The sequence below is a fragment of the Acrocarpospora sp. B8E8 genome (assembly GCF_039871605.1).
Taxonomy (GTDB): Bacteria; Actinomycetota; Actinomycetes; order Streptosporangiales; family Streptosporangiaceae; genus Acrocarpospora; species Acrocarpospora macrocephala.
On record NZ_JBDPLV010000051.1, the window covers coordinates 18367 to 35390 of the forward strand.

The following is a 17024-nucleotide window of genomic DNA, read 5'->3' on the forward strand; positions in this document are numbered from 1 at the left end:
CCACTACGGTCCTGACCAGGCAAGACAGTGGGGTGGCAGTCTGATGAGCAGGTGGCCGGGGAGATCCCGGCCACCCCGGATCACACGGCCGGGGGGACGTTGTGGTTGAGCCGGAAGACGTTCTCCGGGTCCCACGTGCGCTTGACCTCGGCCAGCCGGTCGTAGTTGCCGCCGTAGGCGCGGCGAATGCCCTCAGGACCTTCGTCGGCGAGGTGGTTGACCTCCGCGCCGACCGACCACGACCGCGTCGCCGCCCACAGCTGGTCGGCCCAGTCGATGTGCCGCTGCGGATCCTCGTCATCCGGCGACCAGGCCGCGCCGATCTCCAGGCAGTAGGCCGCGCCCCGGTTCCAGAACGCGGTGTCCTCCGGCGCGACCGCGCCCGCGGCGCCGCCCATGGGCAGCATCAGGATCAGGTTGTCCGGCGAGCTCGGCCGTCCGCCGAAGTCGACAATGGTCTCGATCAGCTCCTCGGTGATCGGCCCGCCCAGGTGGTGGCGCATCCGGTAGGGCGTCGGCGTGGCCAGCGCGTCGAGCAAATGCTGCTGGGCCTCGAACGAGGTCGGCCCGACCAGGTCAGCGAGTGGCGTGCCCACCGCACGCAGCGGGGCCAGTTCGCCCGCGCCCGCCGCGATTGGCCCGACATAACACACGGCCAGCGCGAACACCGGCTTGCCGTGCAGTTCCTCCGGCATGAACGGGGCCAGGGGCGCGGCCAGGATGGCCGGGGCCAGGTGGACCTCGTCGGGCGCGCTCTGCCCGTAGCCGGCCAGGAACCGCAGCACCTCGGGCGCGTCCTCCAGCCGATACATGATCAGCCCGCCCAGCAGTTCGTCGACCCGGTGCAGCCCCAGCGTGAACTCCAGCACGATGCCCAGATTGCCGCCGCCACCGCGCAGTCCCCAGAAGAGGTCCAGGTTCTCCTCCGCGCTCGCCCGCACGACCTCGCCTGAGGCGGTCAGCACCTCGGCCGCGATCAGGTTGTCGCAGGCCAGCCCGGAGACGCGGGCGAACCAGCCGTTGCCGCCGCCCAGCGTCAGACCGGCGACGCCGACGTCGGCCACGTGCCCGCCGACCGGCGCGAGGCCGAACTTCGCAGCCTCCGCGGTGAGCTCGCCCCACCGCGCGCCCGGGCCGACCTTGGCCGAGAAGTCGTCCGCGTCGATGCGGATGTGCTTCATCGGCCCCAGGTCGATCATCAGTCCGCCCTCGGTCGTGGAGAAACCGGGAAAACTGTGCCCGCCGCCCCGGACGGCCACCTCCAGGCCGTTGTCCCGGGCGGCCGCGAGCGCGGCGACGGCGTCCCCCTTCGTGTGACACCGGACGATGGCCGCCGGTCTCCGATCGATGCCTCGGTTCCAGACCAGGCGAGCCGACTCGTAGGCTTCGTCCTCCGGCAGGATCACTTCGCCGTCGAAGCTCTCGGCTAGTTTGCGCAGCGCGATATGCACTTACCCTCCACGATATTTCGGGAATTCCCTTCCCGCCAAAGGTCTTTAGCAAGGGTTAAATATGGGCTTGGATACCACATTCCGAAGCTCATCTATAATACGGCAAGGCTCGCGGCCTGAATGTTCACGTTACTCATCTCTTGTCTGGAAATGGGCATAACGAGGGGCACGCGGCAACAGAATCCCCCTCGCGCCTATCAATGCAAGCGCACGTGAGTAGGCCTGACCAGAACCACTTATGGTCCAAATCGCCTTAATGGTCCATAGATCGACGCCGTCAGGTAGGGCGCGGGCCTACATCCCACGCTCTGATGGTGTTGTCGTTGCCGATCGTGACGAGAGACCGGTTGTCCTGGCTGAACATCCCCGCGAACGGACGAACCAGGTGGCTGGTCAGGCGGCGATGCAGTTGCCCGGTCATGCAGTTCCAGACGCACGCGTCCTTGCCGAGCCCCTCGCCGCAGGGAATCGCGAGCAGACCACCGTCAGAACTGAACGCCGCGAAGGTGTCGCTCCAAATCGGCGACCATGACCGTGCGGCTGTCAGGGCTGAACACCGGCGCGTCGGTGGGCCCATCGACCTCGGAGGCCAGCAGATGGCTCGCTGGTACGACCCGGTCCACCACCTCTCGCCCTCAAACCTGACAAACTCCCGGACACTCGACGTCACGCTTGCCTCATCCTGGGCACCGGCGCGGTTGGCGTTGACTACAATTCACGAATTCTGTGGATAACGCTGGATGTCGCGGCGCTGGTGAGGGGCGGGACGTGGACGGCTCAGGGGAGGAGGGAGCGGCCTTCACCACCAGGGATGTCAGGGACATTCTCGCCAGGGCGGCGGCCTTACGGGGAATCACCCAGACTTTCCTTGCTGACCATAACCAGGCCCGTGACGATGTCCAGAAGGCGCTGTCGGTGGTTCGGACGGAAGCCGCTCAGCAGGAATTGGGCGCGATTCCGTTAAGCCGGTTGAAGGACGTGACGGAAGGCCGCCTTCGGCTGGGGGCGGTCGAGCAGGCGGGCTACGCGTCGGTGCGGGACGTGCTGCGGGTGACGCCTTACACGTTGCAGCTGATCCCCGGGGTCGGCCAGCGTTCCGCGCGGCAGATCTACGCCGCCGCCCAGCAGATCGAGCGCGCTGTCGCGGACGCCGTCAGCATCAGGATCGACATCGATCGGCAGGACGCGCCCACCACCGACCTTCTCAAGGCGCTGAAACGGCTGGTGAACGCCGGGCCGAGCCTGGAACGCGCGCATCGGCTGGCCGGGTCGACCGAGGCACGACTGGCCGCGGCTCTGCCCGTTGCGCGTCCCGCGCGCAGTCGCCTGCGGATGTGGTTCGCCGGCGCGGAAGGCCGTCGCCGGGCCCGCGAGGCCGTACGCGAGATCTCGTCGCTCCTTTCCGAAGCCACCGCGGCCGACGCGCGCACGCTCTTCGCGCAGGCCTCCGTCGATCTGCTCCGTCCGGTGGCCGGCGATTTCGAAGCCTGGACGGACTATGAGATCCAGTCGCCGGAATATCAGGGTCTGCTCGCCGAGATCGGAGGAATAGAACCCGACCGGCCGGCCGCTGAAGGTTTCCTGTCCGACGACATCGCCGCGCGCGTCAAAGCCCAGGAACTCGACGACACCCACCGGACGGTTTCGTTACGCGGATACCAGGCCTTCGGCACCCGCTACGCGCTGGCCCAGCGCCGCGTGATCATCGGCGATGAGATGGGATTGGGCAAGACGATCGTCGCCATCGCCGCACTCGCTCACCTGAAGGCCAACAACGGCAAACATTTCGTCGTCGTCTGCCCCGCCAGCGTCCTCATCAACTGGTTACGGGAGATCGAGCGCCGGAGCACCCTCAAGGCGTACCCCATTCACGGCCGGGACCGCGCCGCCGCCACCGCGGAATGGACCCGCCTCGGGGGCGTCGGGGTGACCACGTTCGCCATGCTCGACCAGCTCGAACTCCCGGCCGAGGTGGCCGTGGAGATGCTCGTGGTGGACGAGGCGCACTACATCAAGAATCCCAGCGCCAAACGTTCGCTGGCCGTCGCCGAGTGGTGCGGGCGCACCGAACGCGTGCTTTTCCTTTCTGGTACGCCCATGGAGAACCGGGTCGAGGAGTTCCGCAATCTGGTCGCGTACCTCCAGCCTGAATTGCTTTCCAAGCTTCGGATCGGCGACGGCGTGGCCGGGGCCACCGCGTTCCGCAAGGCGGTCGCGCCCGTCTACCTCCGCAGAAATCAGCGCGACGTCCTGGATGAGCTTCCCCAGATCGTCCACGTCGACGAGTGGGAGGAGATGAGCGAGGCGGACCTGGCCGCCTACCGGAGTGCCGTGCTGGCCGGGAAATGGATGGCCATGCGCCGCGCCGCCTATGCGGTCCCCGCCGAGTCGGCCAAACTCGAACGGCTCACGGAGATTGTCAAAGAAGCCGAGGAAAACGACCTCAAAGTCATCGTCTTCTCCTACTTCAAGGATGTCCTCGCGGCGGTACGCGAAGCCCTCGGACCACAGATCCACGGCCCGATCACGGGAGGACTCTCAGCGGCACGTCGCCAGAAGGTTGTTGACACATTCTCGTCGGCACCCGGTCATGCGGTCCTGCTCAGCCAGATCGAAGCCGGCGGAACCGGCCTGAACCTCCAGGCCGCGTCGGTCGTGATCATCTGTGAGCCCCAGGTCAAGCCGACCATGGAAGCCCAGGCCATCGCCCGCGCCCACCGGATGGGCCAGATCCGCACAGTTCAGGCGCACCGGCTGCTCACCGTGGACAGCGTCGATGAGCAACTGCTCGACATCCTGGCGGCCAAGGCCGAACTCTTCGACGCGTACGCACGGCGGAGCGAGGTCGCCGAAGGCCTGACCGACGCGGTCGACATCTCCGACACCTCCCTCGCCCGTCAGATCGTCGAAGATGAGCAACGCCGCCTGGCACTCCTCTGAACGACGGAAAAATGTCGTTGACCTCCCATACGCTCTCGCCAGTTGATCACAAGACCGGGAGGCGTCATGACATATCTGGAACTGTCCGAGGACAGCGGTAGCGCGCACAAGTACTACGAGGTCATCGTCTCCGGCACTGACGTGTCGATCAGCTACGGGCGGATCGGCGTGCCGGGGCAGACCAAGGTGTCCTCCTTCGCCACGGCCGAGAAGGCCCAGGCCGCCGCCCAGAAGAAGATCGACGAGAAGCTGCGCAAGGGCTACGCCCTGGCTGTCCGCGGCGTACGGCAGCGCCGCGCGGTCACCCACCGGCCGACCGTCAGCCGGGCCTCCACCGCTCGCCGGGCTCCGGTGTTATGGCGGTTCGCCAGCGGCTCCGCCGCGTTCGGCATCTTCGTGGACCAGGAGCGCTGCTGGGTCGGCAACCAGCGCGGCGACGTCTACAAGGTGACCCACGACGGCTCGGTGGTCGGCCAGTTCAGACTGCCCGACGGCGTCAAATGCATCGTCGCTGACGACTTTTGGATCTACGCCGGCGCCGACGACGGCCGCGTCTACGATCTTTCCGGCAAGGTGCCCCGGGTGGCGTACGAGATCGCCGAAGACGTGGACATCTACTGGCTCGACATCTACGACGGCGTGCTCGGCGTCTCCGACGTGGCCGGGCGGATCACCGCCATCGACCACGAGGACGAGTTCCAGTGGGAGCGCAAGAGCAACGGAAGCTCCGGCTGGATGGTCCGCTGCGACGGCGACGCCGTCTACCACGGCCACTCCGGCGGGGTCGCCCGCTACGACGCCGGCGACGGCACCCCCGTCTGGCAGCGCGGCATTCCCGGCTCGGTCCTGTTCGGCTGGCAGGAGGAACGTTCGGTCTACGCCGGGACCAGCGCCGACCGCGTGGTCCGGCTGGCCAAGTCCGACGGCAGGATCGAAGCCACCTACCACTGCGACGACACGATCTACTCCTGCGCCACCGCCCCCGGCGGCCGCTACGTCTTCGCCGGAGACAGCTCCTCCTCGGTCTACTGCTTCGACGAGGACGGCACCCGCCTGTGGAAACTCGGCACCGGCTGCGGCTCCGCCCTCTCGATGCAGTACCTGGACGAGCGCCTCTACATCGTCACCGGCCAGGGCACGCTGGCCTGCATCGACGCCACCGAACAGGCCATCCTCGCCGCCCAGTCCGGCACCGTCCCCGAACCGGTCGACGTGAAGGCCGCCGCCGGCCTGGTCGCGGTCGAACCGACCCTCGTCCTGGAAACCGCCACCCACTCCGACGAGGGCATCACGGTGGAATGTTTCACCGAGGGCGACCGCCTCCGGGTCCGCGTCCTGTCCCCCGGCTACGACCAGGGCTGGAACGTGCAGTTCCCCAAGGGTATCCGCGAGGCCGGCGCCCGCTACCTGGTGGAGGGCATCCGCACCGCGACCAGCGGCGGCTTCTACCGCGCGTACGGCGAGATCCGCCGCCTCCGCTGAAATTCACGGCCGTCCTGACATCCGGTGTTGAAACCCGTTTCTCACCCGTTGACGGGACTGTTTCGCGTATGTAACATCCGATCAGCTCTACGCAAAAATCTTGCAAGCTAGCGTCCGTTTTCTCGCTGTTCCTCGCAACTTCAGGGATGCACTGCGTCCGTGCACCTGCCCCCGCATCTACGTGCGGCGAAGGCGCATGCCTTCAGACCCGGTCCAGTCGTGCCTGACGAGAGAAGAAGAACGCGAATGAGGAAGCTGAACATGCCGTTACGGCTGGTGGCGACGGTGCTCGCCGCCGGGCTGCTCGGGTGGGGGTCGGTCGTGCCGGCCTCCGCCGCGGGCGGGCCCAACCTGTCGCTGGGAAAGGCGACCCTGGCCAGTAGTGCCACCGGCGGACACGCGGTGTCGGCCGTCAACGACGGCAACCAGGCCACCTACTGGGAGAGCGCCAACAACGTCTTCCCGCAGTGGGCGCGGATCGATCTCGGCGCCGCCACCAGTGTCGACCAGATCGTGCTGAAGGTGCCGGGTGATTCCGCCTGGCAGACGCGTAACCAGACGCTTTCCGTGCAGGGCGGTGCCGACGGGAACACCTTCAGCACGGTCGTGGCCTCGGCGAGCTACACGTTCAACCCGGTGACCGGGAACACGGTCACGATCAACTTCACGGCCGCGAGTCACCGGTACTGGCGGGTTAACGTCACCGCCAACACCGGCTGGCCCGCCGCGCAGATCTCCGAGTTCGAGATCTACGGCGCCGGCGGCGGTGGCAGCAACCTCGCCTCCGGCCGGACCATGACCGGCAGCAGCGTCTCGCAGAACTATGTCGCGAGCAACGCCAACGACGGTAACCAGGCCACCTACTGGGAGAGCACCAACAACGTCTTCCCCGAGTGGCTGCAGGTCGACCTCGGCTCGTCGGTGACCGTGAACCGGGTCGTGCTCAAGCTGCCCGCGACCGGCTGGGCCACCCGTACGCAGACGCTCGCCGTGCAGGGCAGCCAGAACGGCACGACCTTCACCGACATCGTCGGCTCGGCGGGGTACGTGTTCAACCCGGCCAGCGGCAACACGGTGACGATCACCTTCAATCCCGCCTCCACCCGGTACGTCCGGCTGAACATCACCGGCAACACCGGCTGGGCGGCCGGGCAGATCTCCGAATTCGAGGTGTACGCCCCAGCCGGCACCGACACCCAGCCGCCGAGCGTGCCGACCAACCTGGCCTTCACCGAGCCGGGCGGCGACCAGATCCGGCTGACCTGGACCGCTTCCACCGACGACGTGGGCGTAACCGGCTACGACATCTACGCCAACAACCAGCTCCGGGCCAGCGTCGGAAATGTCACGACATACACCGACACTCAGCCGTCCACGGCCACGGTGACGTACTACGTCCGGGCCAAGGACGCGGCGGGCAACCTGTCGGGCAACTCCACCACCGTGACCCGCAACGGCACGCCCGGCGGCGACACGCAGAACCCGAGCGTGCCGGGCAACCTGGCGTTCACCCAGCCGGGCGCCGGCCAGATCCGCCTGACCTGGACCGCCTCGACCGACAACGTCGGCGTCACGGGCTACGACATCTACGCCAACAACACCCTCCGCGCCAGCGTCGCCGGAAATATCCTGACGTACACCGACACGCAGCCGGACAGCGCGACCGTGACCTACTTCGTGCGGGCCAAGGACGCGGCGGGCAACCTGTCGGGCAACTCCAACAGCGTGACCCGTAACGGCACCGGCGACCCCGGCTCCAACCTCGCCATCGGCAAGGAAATGGTGGAGTCCGGCCACGTGCACACATTCGTCGCCGCCAACGCCAACGACAACAACACGGCCACCTACTGGGAGGCCAACTCCGGCGCCTTCCCGAACACGCTGACCGTCAAGCTCGGCTCCAACGCCGTGGTCAGCTCGGTCGTGCTGAAGCTCAACCCGGGCACCGAATGGGGCACCCGTACCCAGAACATCCAGGTGCTGGGCCGCGAGCAGAGCGCGACCGGCTACACCAACCTGGTCTCGGCCGCCAACTACACCTTCAACCCGGCCTCCGGCGGCAACTCGGTCACCATCAACCTGAGCGCGACCGTCGCCGACGTACAGCTGAGAATCAACAGCAACACCGGCGCGCCCGGCGGCCAGGTCGCCGAGTTCCAGGTGTTCGGCGTGCCCGCCCCCAACCCCGACCTTACGGTCACAGCCCTGTCCTGGACCCCGCCGACGCCGAACGAGACCAACGCGATCACCCTGTCGGCCACGGTCCGGAACTCCGGCACCGCCGCCTCCGCCGCGGACAGCGTCAACTTCTCCCTCAGCGGCGCGCTTGTCGGCACCGCAGACATCCCCGCCCTGGCCGTCAACGCCACCGCGACGGTGACCGCGAACATCGGCACCCGCGCGATGGGCAGCTACGAGGTCAGCGCCCGGGTGGACGCCGACAACACCGTCTTCGAGCAGAACGAGACCAACAACACCTTCGTGGCGCCCACGCCGCTGGTGGTCACCCAGGCTCCCGGCCCTGACCTGCAGGTCACGGGCATCACCTCCAACCCGCCGAACCCGGCCGTCGGATCCCAGGTCACCTTCACCGTGGCCGTCAACAACCGGGGCACCACCGCGTCGGGCGCGACCACCGTCACCCGGCTGTCGGTGGGCGGGACCACGCTCAACACCAACACCGCGTCGATCGCCGCCGGGGCCACCGCGAACGTGGCCGTCACCGGCAGCTGGACCGCCACCAGCGGCGGCGCCACCATCACCGCCACCGCCGACGCGACCAACGTGGTCGCCGAGACCAACGAGGGCAACAACACGCTCTCGCAGGCCATCGTGGTCGGGCGCGGCGCGGCCGTCCCGTACGTCGAGTACGAGGCCGAATCCGCCAGCTACCAGGGCACCCTGCTGACGGCCGACGCCCTGCGCACCTTCGGGCACACCAACTTCGCCACCGAGTCCTCTGGCCGCCAGTCGGTCCGCCTGAACAGCACCGGCCAGTTCGTCGAGTTCACCTCCACCAACCAGGCCAACTCGATCGTGGTCCGCAACTCCATCCCCGACGCCCCGGGTGGCGGCGGCATGGACGCCACGATCAGCCTCTACATCAACGGAACCTTCGCCCAGAAGCTGAACCTGTCCTCGCGCCACAGCTGGCTCTACGGGAACACCGACCAGCCAGAAGGCCTGACGAACACCCCGCAGGCCGACGCCCGGCGGCTGTTCGACGAGTCGCACGCGCTGCTCGCGCAGAGCTACCCGGTCGGCACCAAGTTCCGCCTGCAGCGCGACGGGACCGACAACGCGCCCTTCTACATCATCGACATGATCGACCTGGAGCAGGTGGCCCCGCCGACCAGCCAGCCGGCCGGCTGCACCTCGATCACGACCTACGGCGCCATCCCCAACGACGGGCTCGACGACACCACCGCCATCCAGCGCGCCGTCACCGACGACCAGAACGGCGTCATCAGCTGCGTCTGGATCCCGGCGGGCCAGTGGCGCCAGGAGAAGAAGATCCTCACCGACGACCCGCTCAACCGGGGCCAGTTCAACCAGGTGGGCATCAGCAACGTCACGATCCGCGGCGCGGGCATGTGGCACTCCCAGCTGTACACGCTGACCGAGCCGCACCTGGCCCAGGGCAGCATCAACCACCCGCACGAGGGCAACTTCGGCTTCGACATCGACAACAACGTGCAGATCTCCGACATCGCCATCTTCGGTTCCGGCCGCATTCGCGGCGGCGACGGCAACGCCGAGGGCGGCGTCGGCCTGAACGGCCGGTTCGGCCTCAACACGAAGATCAGCAATGTCTGGATCGAGCACGCCAACGTGGGTGTCTGGGTCGGCCGCGACTTCGACAACATCCCCGACCTGTGGGGACCGGGCGACGGCCTGGAGTTCACCAGCATGCGGATCCGCAACACCTACGCGGACGGCATCAACTTCACCAACGGCACGCGCAACTCCAAGGTGTTCAACTCCTCGTTCCGTACGACCGGGGACGACTCGCTGGCGGTGTGGGCGAACAAGTTCGTGAAGAACCAGGCGATCGATGTCGCCCACGACAACCAGTTCATCAACAACACGATCCAGCTGCCGTGGCGCGCCAACGGCATCGCGATCTACGGCGGGTTCGGCAACAAGATCGAGAACAACCTCATCTACGACACCATGAACTACCCCGGCATCATGCTGGCGACCGACCACGACCCGCTGCCCTTCTCCGGCCAGACGCTGATCGCCAACAACGCGCTCTACCGCGCGGGCGGCGTCTTCTGGAACGAGGACCAGGAGTTCGGCGCGATCACCCTGTTCGCCCAGAGTCAGCCCATCCCCGGCGTCACGATCCGCGACACCGACATCTTCGACTCCACCTATGACGGCATCCAGTTCAAGACCGGCGGCGGCGAGGTGCCGAACGTCGCCATCACCAACGTCAAGATCGACAAATCCAACAACGGCGCCGGAATCCTGGCCATGAGCGGCGCGCGGGGCAGCGCGACGCTGACCAACGTGGCCATCACCAACTCGGCCACCGGCAACATCGTGATCCAGCCCGGCTCCACCTTCGTGATCAACTAGCCGGCCCGATCGACCGGCCATGCGGGCACCGCCCCGCATGGCCGGTTTGTTGTGTCAGCCCAAAGTTCTGATCGCAAGACACCAAGAGATGTCATGGCCTCACTTGCGCACATCGACCACCATGCTCACCACGAAGAACAGGAAGAGCGCGATCGCGCCGGCGATGACCAGGATGGAGCCGGAGAGCAGCCCGGTCGTCATGGCTATGGCGGTGAGCGCCAGCGCGGTGAGCACCGCTGTCGCGATCTTCCAGTCGTCGCCGATGATGAAGTCGTACCAGAACCGTCCCAAGGCCTTGAGGAATGTCATCGGGCCATCTCCTTACGCAGCAGGGGCAGGGTGGCGACGAGGAGCCGGGAGAGCAGCAGCCAGCCGGCCAGCAGGACCAGGATGGCCAGGTCGCCGCCGGGCCACTCCAGGCTGTGGTGTTCGGAACTGAGCACGCCGAGGCCTTCAACCGCCCAGTAAGTGCCGAAGGCGGCCAGCAGCAGGCCCACGCCGTACTTGAGGGTGTTCTCGGGGATCATGGAGAGGGGGCGGTGCAGTACGGCGCCGAGCACGAGCACGAGAGCTCCGGCCGCGACCGCGCCCCACACGGCGCCGCCCATGTTGCCGGCGCTCAGGCCGAAGGTGATGACCACGAAGACCACCTCGACGCCTTCCAGGAAGACGCCCTTGAACGAGACGACGAAGGCGAAGGTGTCGATGCCGAAACGCCGGTCAGAACCGGCCGCGCGGGCGGCGGCGGCCTGGTTGGCGAACTCCTCGGTCTCGTCGTGCAACGCCTTCAACCCGCTGGAGCGCAGCGTCGCCTTGCGCAGCCACTGCAAACCGAAGATCAGCAGCAGCGTGCCCACGACCAGTTGGAGCGCCGCCTCTGGAAGCCAGGTGCTCAGCGCGTAACCGGCCGCGAACGTGAACGCCGTCAGGGCCACCAGCGCGGCGATCGTGCCCGCGATCGCCGATCGCCAGCTCCGGGTGAATCCCATGGCCAGCACGATGGTCAGCGCCTCGACGAACTCCACGAACGACGCGATGAAGGTGGAGCCCACCAGGCCCCAGGTCGTTCCTTGCACTATGCGACTTCCTCTCTAGATGTAACAGAAGTTTCAGCGAGACCATAGTTACATTGTGCTCGGCATGTCAACGGGCTGGTAGCCTGCTGGCCATGGCGAAGGAACCCGAGAACGAGCGGCGCTGGCTGCTGCTCGTCTACCGTGTGCCGTCCCAGTCCTCCAAGGCCCGGGTCGCCGTCTGGCGTGATCTCAAGCGGCTCGGCGCGCTCTACCTGCAGCAGGCGGTCTGCGTGCTGCCCGACCGCGAGGAACTGCGGGCCGCCCTGGATCGGGTGCGGGAGCGGATCGCCGAGCTGGAGGGGTCCAGCCACTTCTTCGTCCTGGACGATGTGGACGAGCGCGAGCACCGGCAGATCCTCGAGGGGTTCCGGGCCAACTCGGCCAAGGAGTATGCCGAGATCGTCGAGGAGTGCGAGACCAAGTTCTTCAAGGAGATCGAGTTCGAGCGGTACCGGGAGAACTACACCTTCGAGGAGGCCGAGGAGATCCGGCAGGATCTGGAGAAGCTTCGTCGCTGGCTGCGCAAGGTGGAAGGCCGCGACTGGGTCGGGGCTCCCGGCCGGGAGCACGCCCGGGATCGGGTGGCCGAATGTGAGCGCCTGCTGGAGGAGTTCGAGGCCGATGTCGCGGACCGGGTCGGCGAGGCGGGCTGATCGTCAACGCGTGGCCGGTCGGGTTTCGAGCCCACGTCGCGAAATGGGCTGACCGTTAGCGTGCGGCCGATTGGGTGCCGCGAATTGAGCTGACCGTTTAGCGCGATACCGACGTTGCGAGGCGGGCTGACCGTTAGCGCGCGGCGAGTTGGGCTTCGAGGCCGTCGAAGATGACCTGGAGGCCGAACTCGAGGCTCTTGTCGGGCGCCTCGCCGTAACCGGCATCCTGGACGGCCTCGATGCGGGCGTGCAGCCGGGGAAACCGCATCGCGATCTCGCTGGCCTGCGCCATCATCTCCTTCATCTGCTCCTCCGCGTCGCCGCCCTCCCGGCGCAACCGCCTGGTCAGCGTGACCGCGGCCGACTCGCCGAGGGTGATGCCGAGCACGAAGATGAACACCGTGGCCATCGCCCGGTCCGCGTCGGCGCCGACGAAGCCGGCCCTCTCGTAGATCGCGAGACCGTGGTCGTCGTGGCGTGACTTTCCCGGGCCGTACATCACATGGGTGCCCATGGCCATCACCAGCCAGGGATGCCTGATGATCATGTTGTAGAGGCTGTGGGCCATGGTCGTGGCCGCCGTGCGCCAGTCGACCGCGTCGAGATCGGGGAGTTCGATCTCGTTCCACACCTCGTCGCCCGCCAGCTTGACGAGGTTGTCCTTGCTCTTGACGTGCCAGTAGACCGCCGTCGCGGCGGAGCCGAGCCGCTCGCCGAGGCTCCGCATGTTCAAGCCTTCCAGACCTTCGGCGTCCAGCAGCTCGATGGCGGTCCGGACGATCCGCTCGGTGGTCAGCGTGTCGCGCGGCATGCGCCCAGGATACGGCATTGCACATTGTTCAAGTAAGGGACTTGCACAGTGTTCAAGTCCGGCTCTAGGCTCCTTCTTGAACATTGTGCAAGTCTTTCTTGGGAGGGCAGATGGCCATCACCGCCAGAGGGTTGAGAAAGTCCTACGGAGACCATGTCGTGCTCGACGGCATCGACCTGGACATCGCGGAAGGGACGATCTTCGCCCTGCTCGGGCCCAACGGCGCGGGCAAGACCACCGCAGTCAAGATCCTCACCACGCTCATCAAGGCCGACGGCGGTCAGCTGACCGTCGGCGGGCACGACCTGGCCCGCGAGCCTGACGCGGTCCGCGCCATGATCGGCGTCACCGGCCAGTTCTCGGCCGTCGAAACGCTCCTCAACGGTGAGGAGAACCTCCTGCTCATGGCCGACCTGTGGCATCTGGAGCGGCGCCACGGCCGGCGGCGCGCGGCCGAACTGCTGGAGCGGCTCGACCTGGTGGAGGCGGCGAAGAAGCCGGTCATCACCTATTCGGGCGGGATGCGCCGCCGGTTGGACCTGGCCATGACCCTGGTCGGCTCGCCCCGCGTCATCTTCCTCGACGAGCCCACCACCGGTCTGGACCCGCGCAGCCGCCGAGGGATGTGGCAGCTCATCCGCGATCTCGTCGCCGACGGCGTCACGATCTTCCTCACCACGCAGTACCTGGAGGAAGCCGACCACCTCGCCGACCGGATCGCGGTCCTCGACCACGGCAGGCTCGTGGCCGAAGGCACCGCCGAGGAACTCAAGCGCCGCGTGCCGGGCGGCAGCATCGCCCTGCGCTTCGCCGACGTCGCCGCCATGGACGCCGCCGCCCGCGTCCTGGGCCACGTGACCCGCCATGACGACGACCTCAGCCTGCACGTCCCCAGCGACGGCGCCGTCGCGACGCTGCGGTCGGTGCTCAACCAGCTCGACGGTGCCTCGGTCGCCGTCGAGAACCTCTCCCTGCACACCCCCGATCTCGACGATGTGTTCCTGGCCCTGACCGGAAATATGGAAAGGAAGGCCTCGGCATGAGCACCAGGTCCCACGCGGTAACCGATTCGATCACGATGCTGCGCCGCGATCTCAAGAAGATCCTGCGCTACCCGACGTCCGCCATCTTCGTCGTCGGCTTCCCGCTCCTCTTCCTGCTGCTTTTCGTGTACGTCTTCGGCGGCGCCCTGGGCACGTCCGTCGCCAACCTGGGCAACGGCAGCACCAACTACATCGACTACATCGTGCCCGGTCTGGTCGTGATGACCGCCGCCACCGGCTCCCTCGGAACGTCCTCGTCGGTCAACGTCGACATGACCGAGGGGATCCTCGCCCGATTCCGTACCATGGCGATCTTCCACCCCTCGATCCTGATCGCGCGCGTCGTCTCCAGCATGATGCAGACCTTGACCAGCATGGCGCTGATCTTCGGGGTGGCGCTCCTGATGGGCTTCCGGCCGCTCGCGGGACTCGGTGAATGGATCATAGCGATCGGTCTCCTGGCCTTGGCCACCTTCGCGCTCACCTGGCTGGGCGTGGCATTCGGCGTCGCGGCCAAGACCCTGGACGCGGCCAGCAACGCCCCCTTCCCGCTGATCATGCTTCCGTTCGTCGGCAGCGGGATCGTGCCCACCGAATCCATGCCCAACGGCGTACGCCAGTTCGCCGAATATCAGCCCTTCACGCCCATCATCGAGACGCTTCGCGGCCTGCTCATGGGCAGCCCGATCGGCCACAACGCGGTGATCGCCATCGCCTGGTGCGTCGGGCTCTCGATCGTCGGATTCCTCTGGGCCAGGAAGAACTTCAACCGTGACCGCACCCAGTAGACGCGGTCACGAGAGGTTGGCGCGGCGGGTGGCGGTTCGTTCGACCACCGTCGCGCCTGTCTCGGCTTCGAGCACCGGGGTGTGGCCTGCGGCGCGCAGGGCGGTGAGGGTCTCCGCCTCGCCGACCGAGCTGATCAGCACGGTGGGAGCGATCTTGCGCAGGCCCAGCGCACGGAGCGCGCGCGTGCCCGCGAGCTCGTCGATGAGGGTCTCGTCGTCGGAGCGGATGCAACAGCCCGAGCGGACCACCCGCATCCGCCCGTGGACCCGGCCGACGTCCTTGATCAGGTATTCGAAGGGCTGCGGCAGGGGCGCTTCGGCGACCGCGGCGAGGCGTTCGAGCAGGTCGGTGGCGTCATGACCCAGGTCGAGTGCGTGGCGTACGCTCGCCGGGCTGAACCGCCAGACCACCGCGTGTCCTTCGGACTCGCGTGCCGCCATCCCGTCCAGCAGGTCGGCCAGCGCCGCCTCGGGCGTTCCCCGTACGACGGCGGTCAGGTCGGCCTGGAAGAAGGCGGTGACCTGCGGGGCCGGAAGCATGCCGGCCAGGGCTGCGACGAGCGCTTCCGTCGACGGATCGGATGTTTCCGGCGCGCGGAGCAGGTCGAGCAGGGCGTGCCCCAGCTGGGTCAGCGCGCCGCGCGCGACGACCCCGAGCAGTTCGGCCTCCCGGAGGGTCGCGGTCAGGCATCCCATGATGTCGGGCATGTCGGCGGCGTGATGGGGCCGGTGCCAGGTGGCGCGAGCGACGAGGTAAGGCAGAGCCTCCGGACCACTGCCCTTTCCGGCAGGCAACGCGGCAAGCGCTTCTAGCACCGCGTGCCGGACGCCGACCGCGTAGGGGTGGTCCGGCTCGGTGAGGGCCACGGGCGGCCCGTCCTGATCCGCCGTGTAGGTGAAGATCGCGTCCACGCTCGCCCACCCGACGATGATCCTGACCAGCCGTTCCTCCGTCCGCCCGGTCCGCCACTCGTCGTACGCCGAGGTGGGCAGCAGCGTCACGACCGGATCCGGAAGCTTGCCACGATGGCCCTTGGGCCGCGGAACCGGCTCGGCGTGCGCGCCAAGCAAACCGGCCTGAACCGTCAGGTCCAGCCAGAACCGGGTGATCTCCTCGGCCAGCCCGAGCGTCTTGGCCAGGCGTTTGGTGTCACGCACCGCGAGCCCACCGGACTTGCGTACGGAGGGAGGCTGGACGGCGCACGCGGCGATAAGCCGATCGATCTGGGAGACGGCGGCGAGCGCGGCGGCCTGAGCGGAACCATCAGCGCCGGATATATCCGGCAGCTCCAGCGGAGGCGAGGGCGGCCGCGGATGAAAACGGGCACGCGGTTCCCCGAGCACCGCCGTGGCCACCTCGATCGGCACCTCCGCCACCTCGGGCGCCCCGGTCGGCAGCAGCAGCCCTCGCGCCGCCAGCCACTCCGTGTTCGCGTCGGCCGAGCCCGCCGCCCGGAAACTGGACTTGGCGGTGTACGCATCGGTCTTGAACACATGAGTCCGAACCCGCGCGCCGTTCCGGACAATATTCGCCAGCCACTCCCGCACGGCAGCAGGCCCATCGGCAAGCAGCGCGCGCACCCGAGCCTGATCGGTCAACACCGCAAGCACGTTCCGCTGCGCGACCTCACGCGTCCCCACCTTGGCCAGCCCAAGCCCACCCGCGATCCGATGCACCTCCGGCGCGTTGAAATGCGCGGTCATGAGCTCGCCCGCCGCACGGCCCAGCCCCGCCGCGTCAGTGAGATGCAGGTGCACCGCGTTCGGCACGACCACCGACTCCCCGTACGGCGGGAGCACCAGCACCTTGCCGGCCAGCCCATCCAGAACGGCCTCCGCATCCGCACGCGCCCCCGGCTCGGACCCGGCCAGAAGCCCGACCACATCGGCACGCGGCACCGCACGATCCCCAGGATCATGACCATGCCAGTAATGGCTAGGCAGATCCCCGTGCCGCCGTGCGGCCAGCCAGGCCACCGCCGACAGCGCCTCGACCTCGGGAAGCGTGCAGGAGTTGAGAGCGTTCAACGCCACCGGATACTGAAGCAGCAGCCGAGCAAGATCACGCGGCGAAACGTCCCCATTGCTGACAAATCCGGCTCCGGCCAAGAGGGCCCGCAACTCGCCTGGAGCCTTGGCCTTCAGCCAAGCCGTCAGATGGCGTTCCGTACTCACTGACGCACCCTACCCAGCTTT

At 67.5% G+C, this 17024-nt stretch carries 12 protein-coding genes; 6 read left to right on the top strand and 6 right to left on the bottom strand.

What is annotated here, in order from left to right; all coding sequences use genetic code 11:
• Window positions 1-80 precede the first annotated feature (80 nt).
• Window positions 81-1451, bottom strand: coding sequence for an FAD-binding oxidoreductase (locus ABGB08_RS36955; RefSeq protein WP_347600486.1), 1371 nt, complete (start codon window positions 1449-1451; stop codon window positions 81-83).
• Window positions 1452-1728: 277 nt separating this feature from the next.
• The gene (locus ABGB08_RS36960) at window positions 1729-1872 is read right to left on the bottom strand and encodes a hypothetical protein (protein ID WP_347600489.1); all 144 of its coding nucleotides are present in this window, start codon (window positions 1870-1872) and stop codon (window positions 1729-1731) included.
• A gap of 347 nt (window positions 1873-2219) precedes the next feature.
• Here ABGB08_RS36960 and ABGB08_RS36965 point away from each other — a divergent pair, with 347 nt between their 5' ends.
• From ABGB08_RS36965 to ABGB08_RS36975, 3 genes are all read left to right on the top strand, one after another.
• On the top strand, window positions 2220-4391 hold the full coding sequence (locus tag ABGB08_RS36965; protein ID WP_347600492.1) for a DEAD/DEAH box helicase: 2172 nt from the start codon (window positions 2220-2222) through the stop codon (window positions 4389-4391).
• 66 nt (window positions 4392-4457) lie between these two features.
• Window positions 4458-5873, top strand: coding sequence for a WGR domain-containing protein (locus ABGB08_RS36970; protein ID WP_347600495.1), 1416 nt, complete (start codon window positions 4458-4460; stop codon window positions 5871-5873).
• 246 nt (window positions 5874-6119) lie between these two features.
• Entirely contained in the window at window positions 6120-10457 is a 4338-nt protein-coding gene (locus tag ABGB08_RS36975) for a discoidin domain-containing protein (protein ID WP_347600498.1), read from the top strand.
• Window positions 10458-10556: 99 nt separating this feature from the next.
• Here ABGB08_RS36975 and ABGB08_RS36980 read toward each other — a convergent pair whose 3' ends face one another.
• Entirely contained in the window at window positions 10557-10766 is a 210-nt protein-coding gene (locus ABGB08_RS36980) for a hypothetical protein (protein WP_347600501.1), read from the bottom strand.
• A complete protein-coding gene (locus tag ABGB08_RS36985; protein ID WP_155354429.1) occupies window positions 10763-11533 on the bottom strand; it encodes a TMEM165/GDT1 family protein in 771 nt (256 codons plus the stop codon). Before ABGB08_RS36985 ends, ABGB08_RS36980 begins: the two co-directional genes overlap by 4 nt.
• A 92-nt stretch (window positions 11534-11625) precedes the next feature.
• On the opposite strand from ABGB08_RS36985, the gene ABGB08_RS36990 reads away from it, so the two are divergent.
• Window positions 11626-12186, top strand: a complete 561-nt coding sequence (locus ABGB08_RS36990; protein WP_347600504.1) for a Chromate resistance protein ChrB — start codon at window positions 11626-11628, stop codon at window positions 12184-12186.
• Window positions 12187-12319: 133 nt separating this feature from the next.
• Here the strand turns inward: ABGB08_RS36990 and ABGB08_RS36995 are convergent, their stop codons facing one another.
• Window positions 12320-12997: a TetR/AcrR family transcriptional regulator gene (locus tag ABGB08_RS36995; RefSeq protein ID WP_347600507.1), complete on the bottom strand. Its 678-nt coding sequence runs from the start codon at window positions 12995-12997 to the stop codon at window positions 12320-12322.
• 110 nt (window positions 12998-13107) lie between these two features.
• On the opposite strand from ABGB08_RS36995, the gene ABGB08_RS37000 reads away from it, so the two are divergent.
• Both ABGB08_RS37000 and ABGB08_RS37005 read left to right on the top strand, forming a co-directional pair.
• Complete coding sequence (locus ABGB08_RS37000; protein WP_347600510.1) at window positions 13108-14040, top strand: ATP-binding cassette domain-containing protein; 933 nt, start codon at window positions 13108-13110, stop codon at window positions 14038-14040.
• Entirely contained in the window at window positions 14037-14828 is a 792-nt protein-coding gene (locus tag ABGB08_RS37005) for an ABC transporter permease (protein ID WP_347600513.1), read from the top strand. The genes ABGB08_RS37000 and ABGB08_RS37005 overlap by 4 nt, the downstream gene beginning before the upstream one ends.
• Window positions 14829-14834: 6 nt before the next feature.
• Here the strand turns inward: ABGB08_RS37005 and ABGB08_RS37010 are convergent, their stop codons facing one another.
• Complete coding sequence (locus ABGB08_RS37010) at window positions 14835-17003, bottom strand: helicase-associated domain-containing protein (RefSeq protein WP_347600516.1); 2169 nt, start codon at window positions 17001-17003, stop codon at window positions 14835-14837.
• Window positions 17004-17024: the final 21 nt, after the last annotated feature.

Excerpts from the sequence above, each read along its gene's own strand:
- ABGB08_RS36960 (WP_347600489.1), bottom strand. The coding sequence starts at position 1,872 with ATGACCGGGCAACTGCATCGCCGCCTGACCAGCCACCTGGTTCGTCCG.
- ABGB08_RS36970 (WP_347600495.1), top strand. The coding sequence starts at position 4,458 with ATGACATATCTGGAACTGTCCGAGGACAGCGGTAGCGCGCACAAGTAC.
- ABGB08_RS36975 (WP_347600498.1), top strand. The coding sequence starts at position 6,120 with ATGAGGAAGCTGAACATGCCGTTACGGCTGGTGGCGACGGTGCTCGCC.
- ABGB08_RS36980 (WP_347600501.1), bottom strand. The coding sequence starts at position 10,766 with ATGACATTCCTCAAGGCCTTGGGACGGTTCTGGTACGACTTCATCATC.
- ABGB08_RS36990 (WP_347600504.1), top strand. The coding sequence starts at position 11,626 with ATGGCGAAGGAACCCGAGAACGAGCGGCGCTGGCTGCTGCTCGTCTAC.
- ABGB08_RS36995 (WP_347600507.1), bottom strand. The coding sequence starts at position 12,997 with ATGCCGCGCGACACGCTGACCACCGAGCGGATCGTCCGGACCGCCATC.
- ABGB08_RS37000 (WP_347600510.1), top strand. The coding sequence starts at position 13,108 with ATGGCCATCACCGCCAGAGGGTTGAGAAAGTCCTACGGAGACCATGTC.
- ABGB08_RS37005 (WP_347600513.1), top strand. The coding sequence starts at position 14,037 with ATGAGCACCAGGTCCCACGCGGTAACCGATTCGATCACGATGCTGCGC.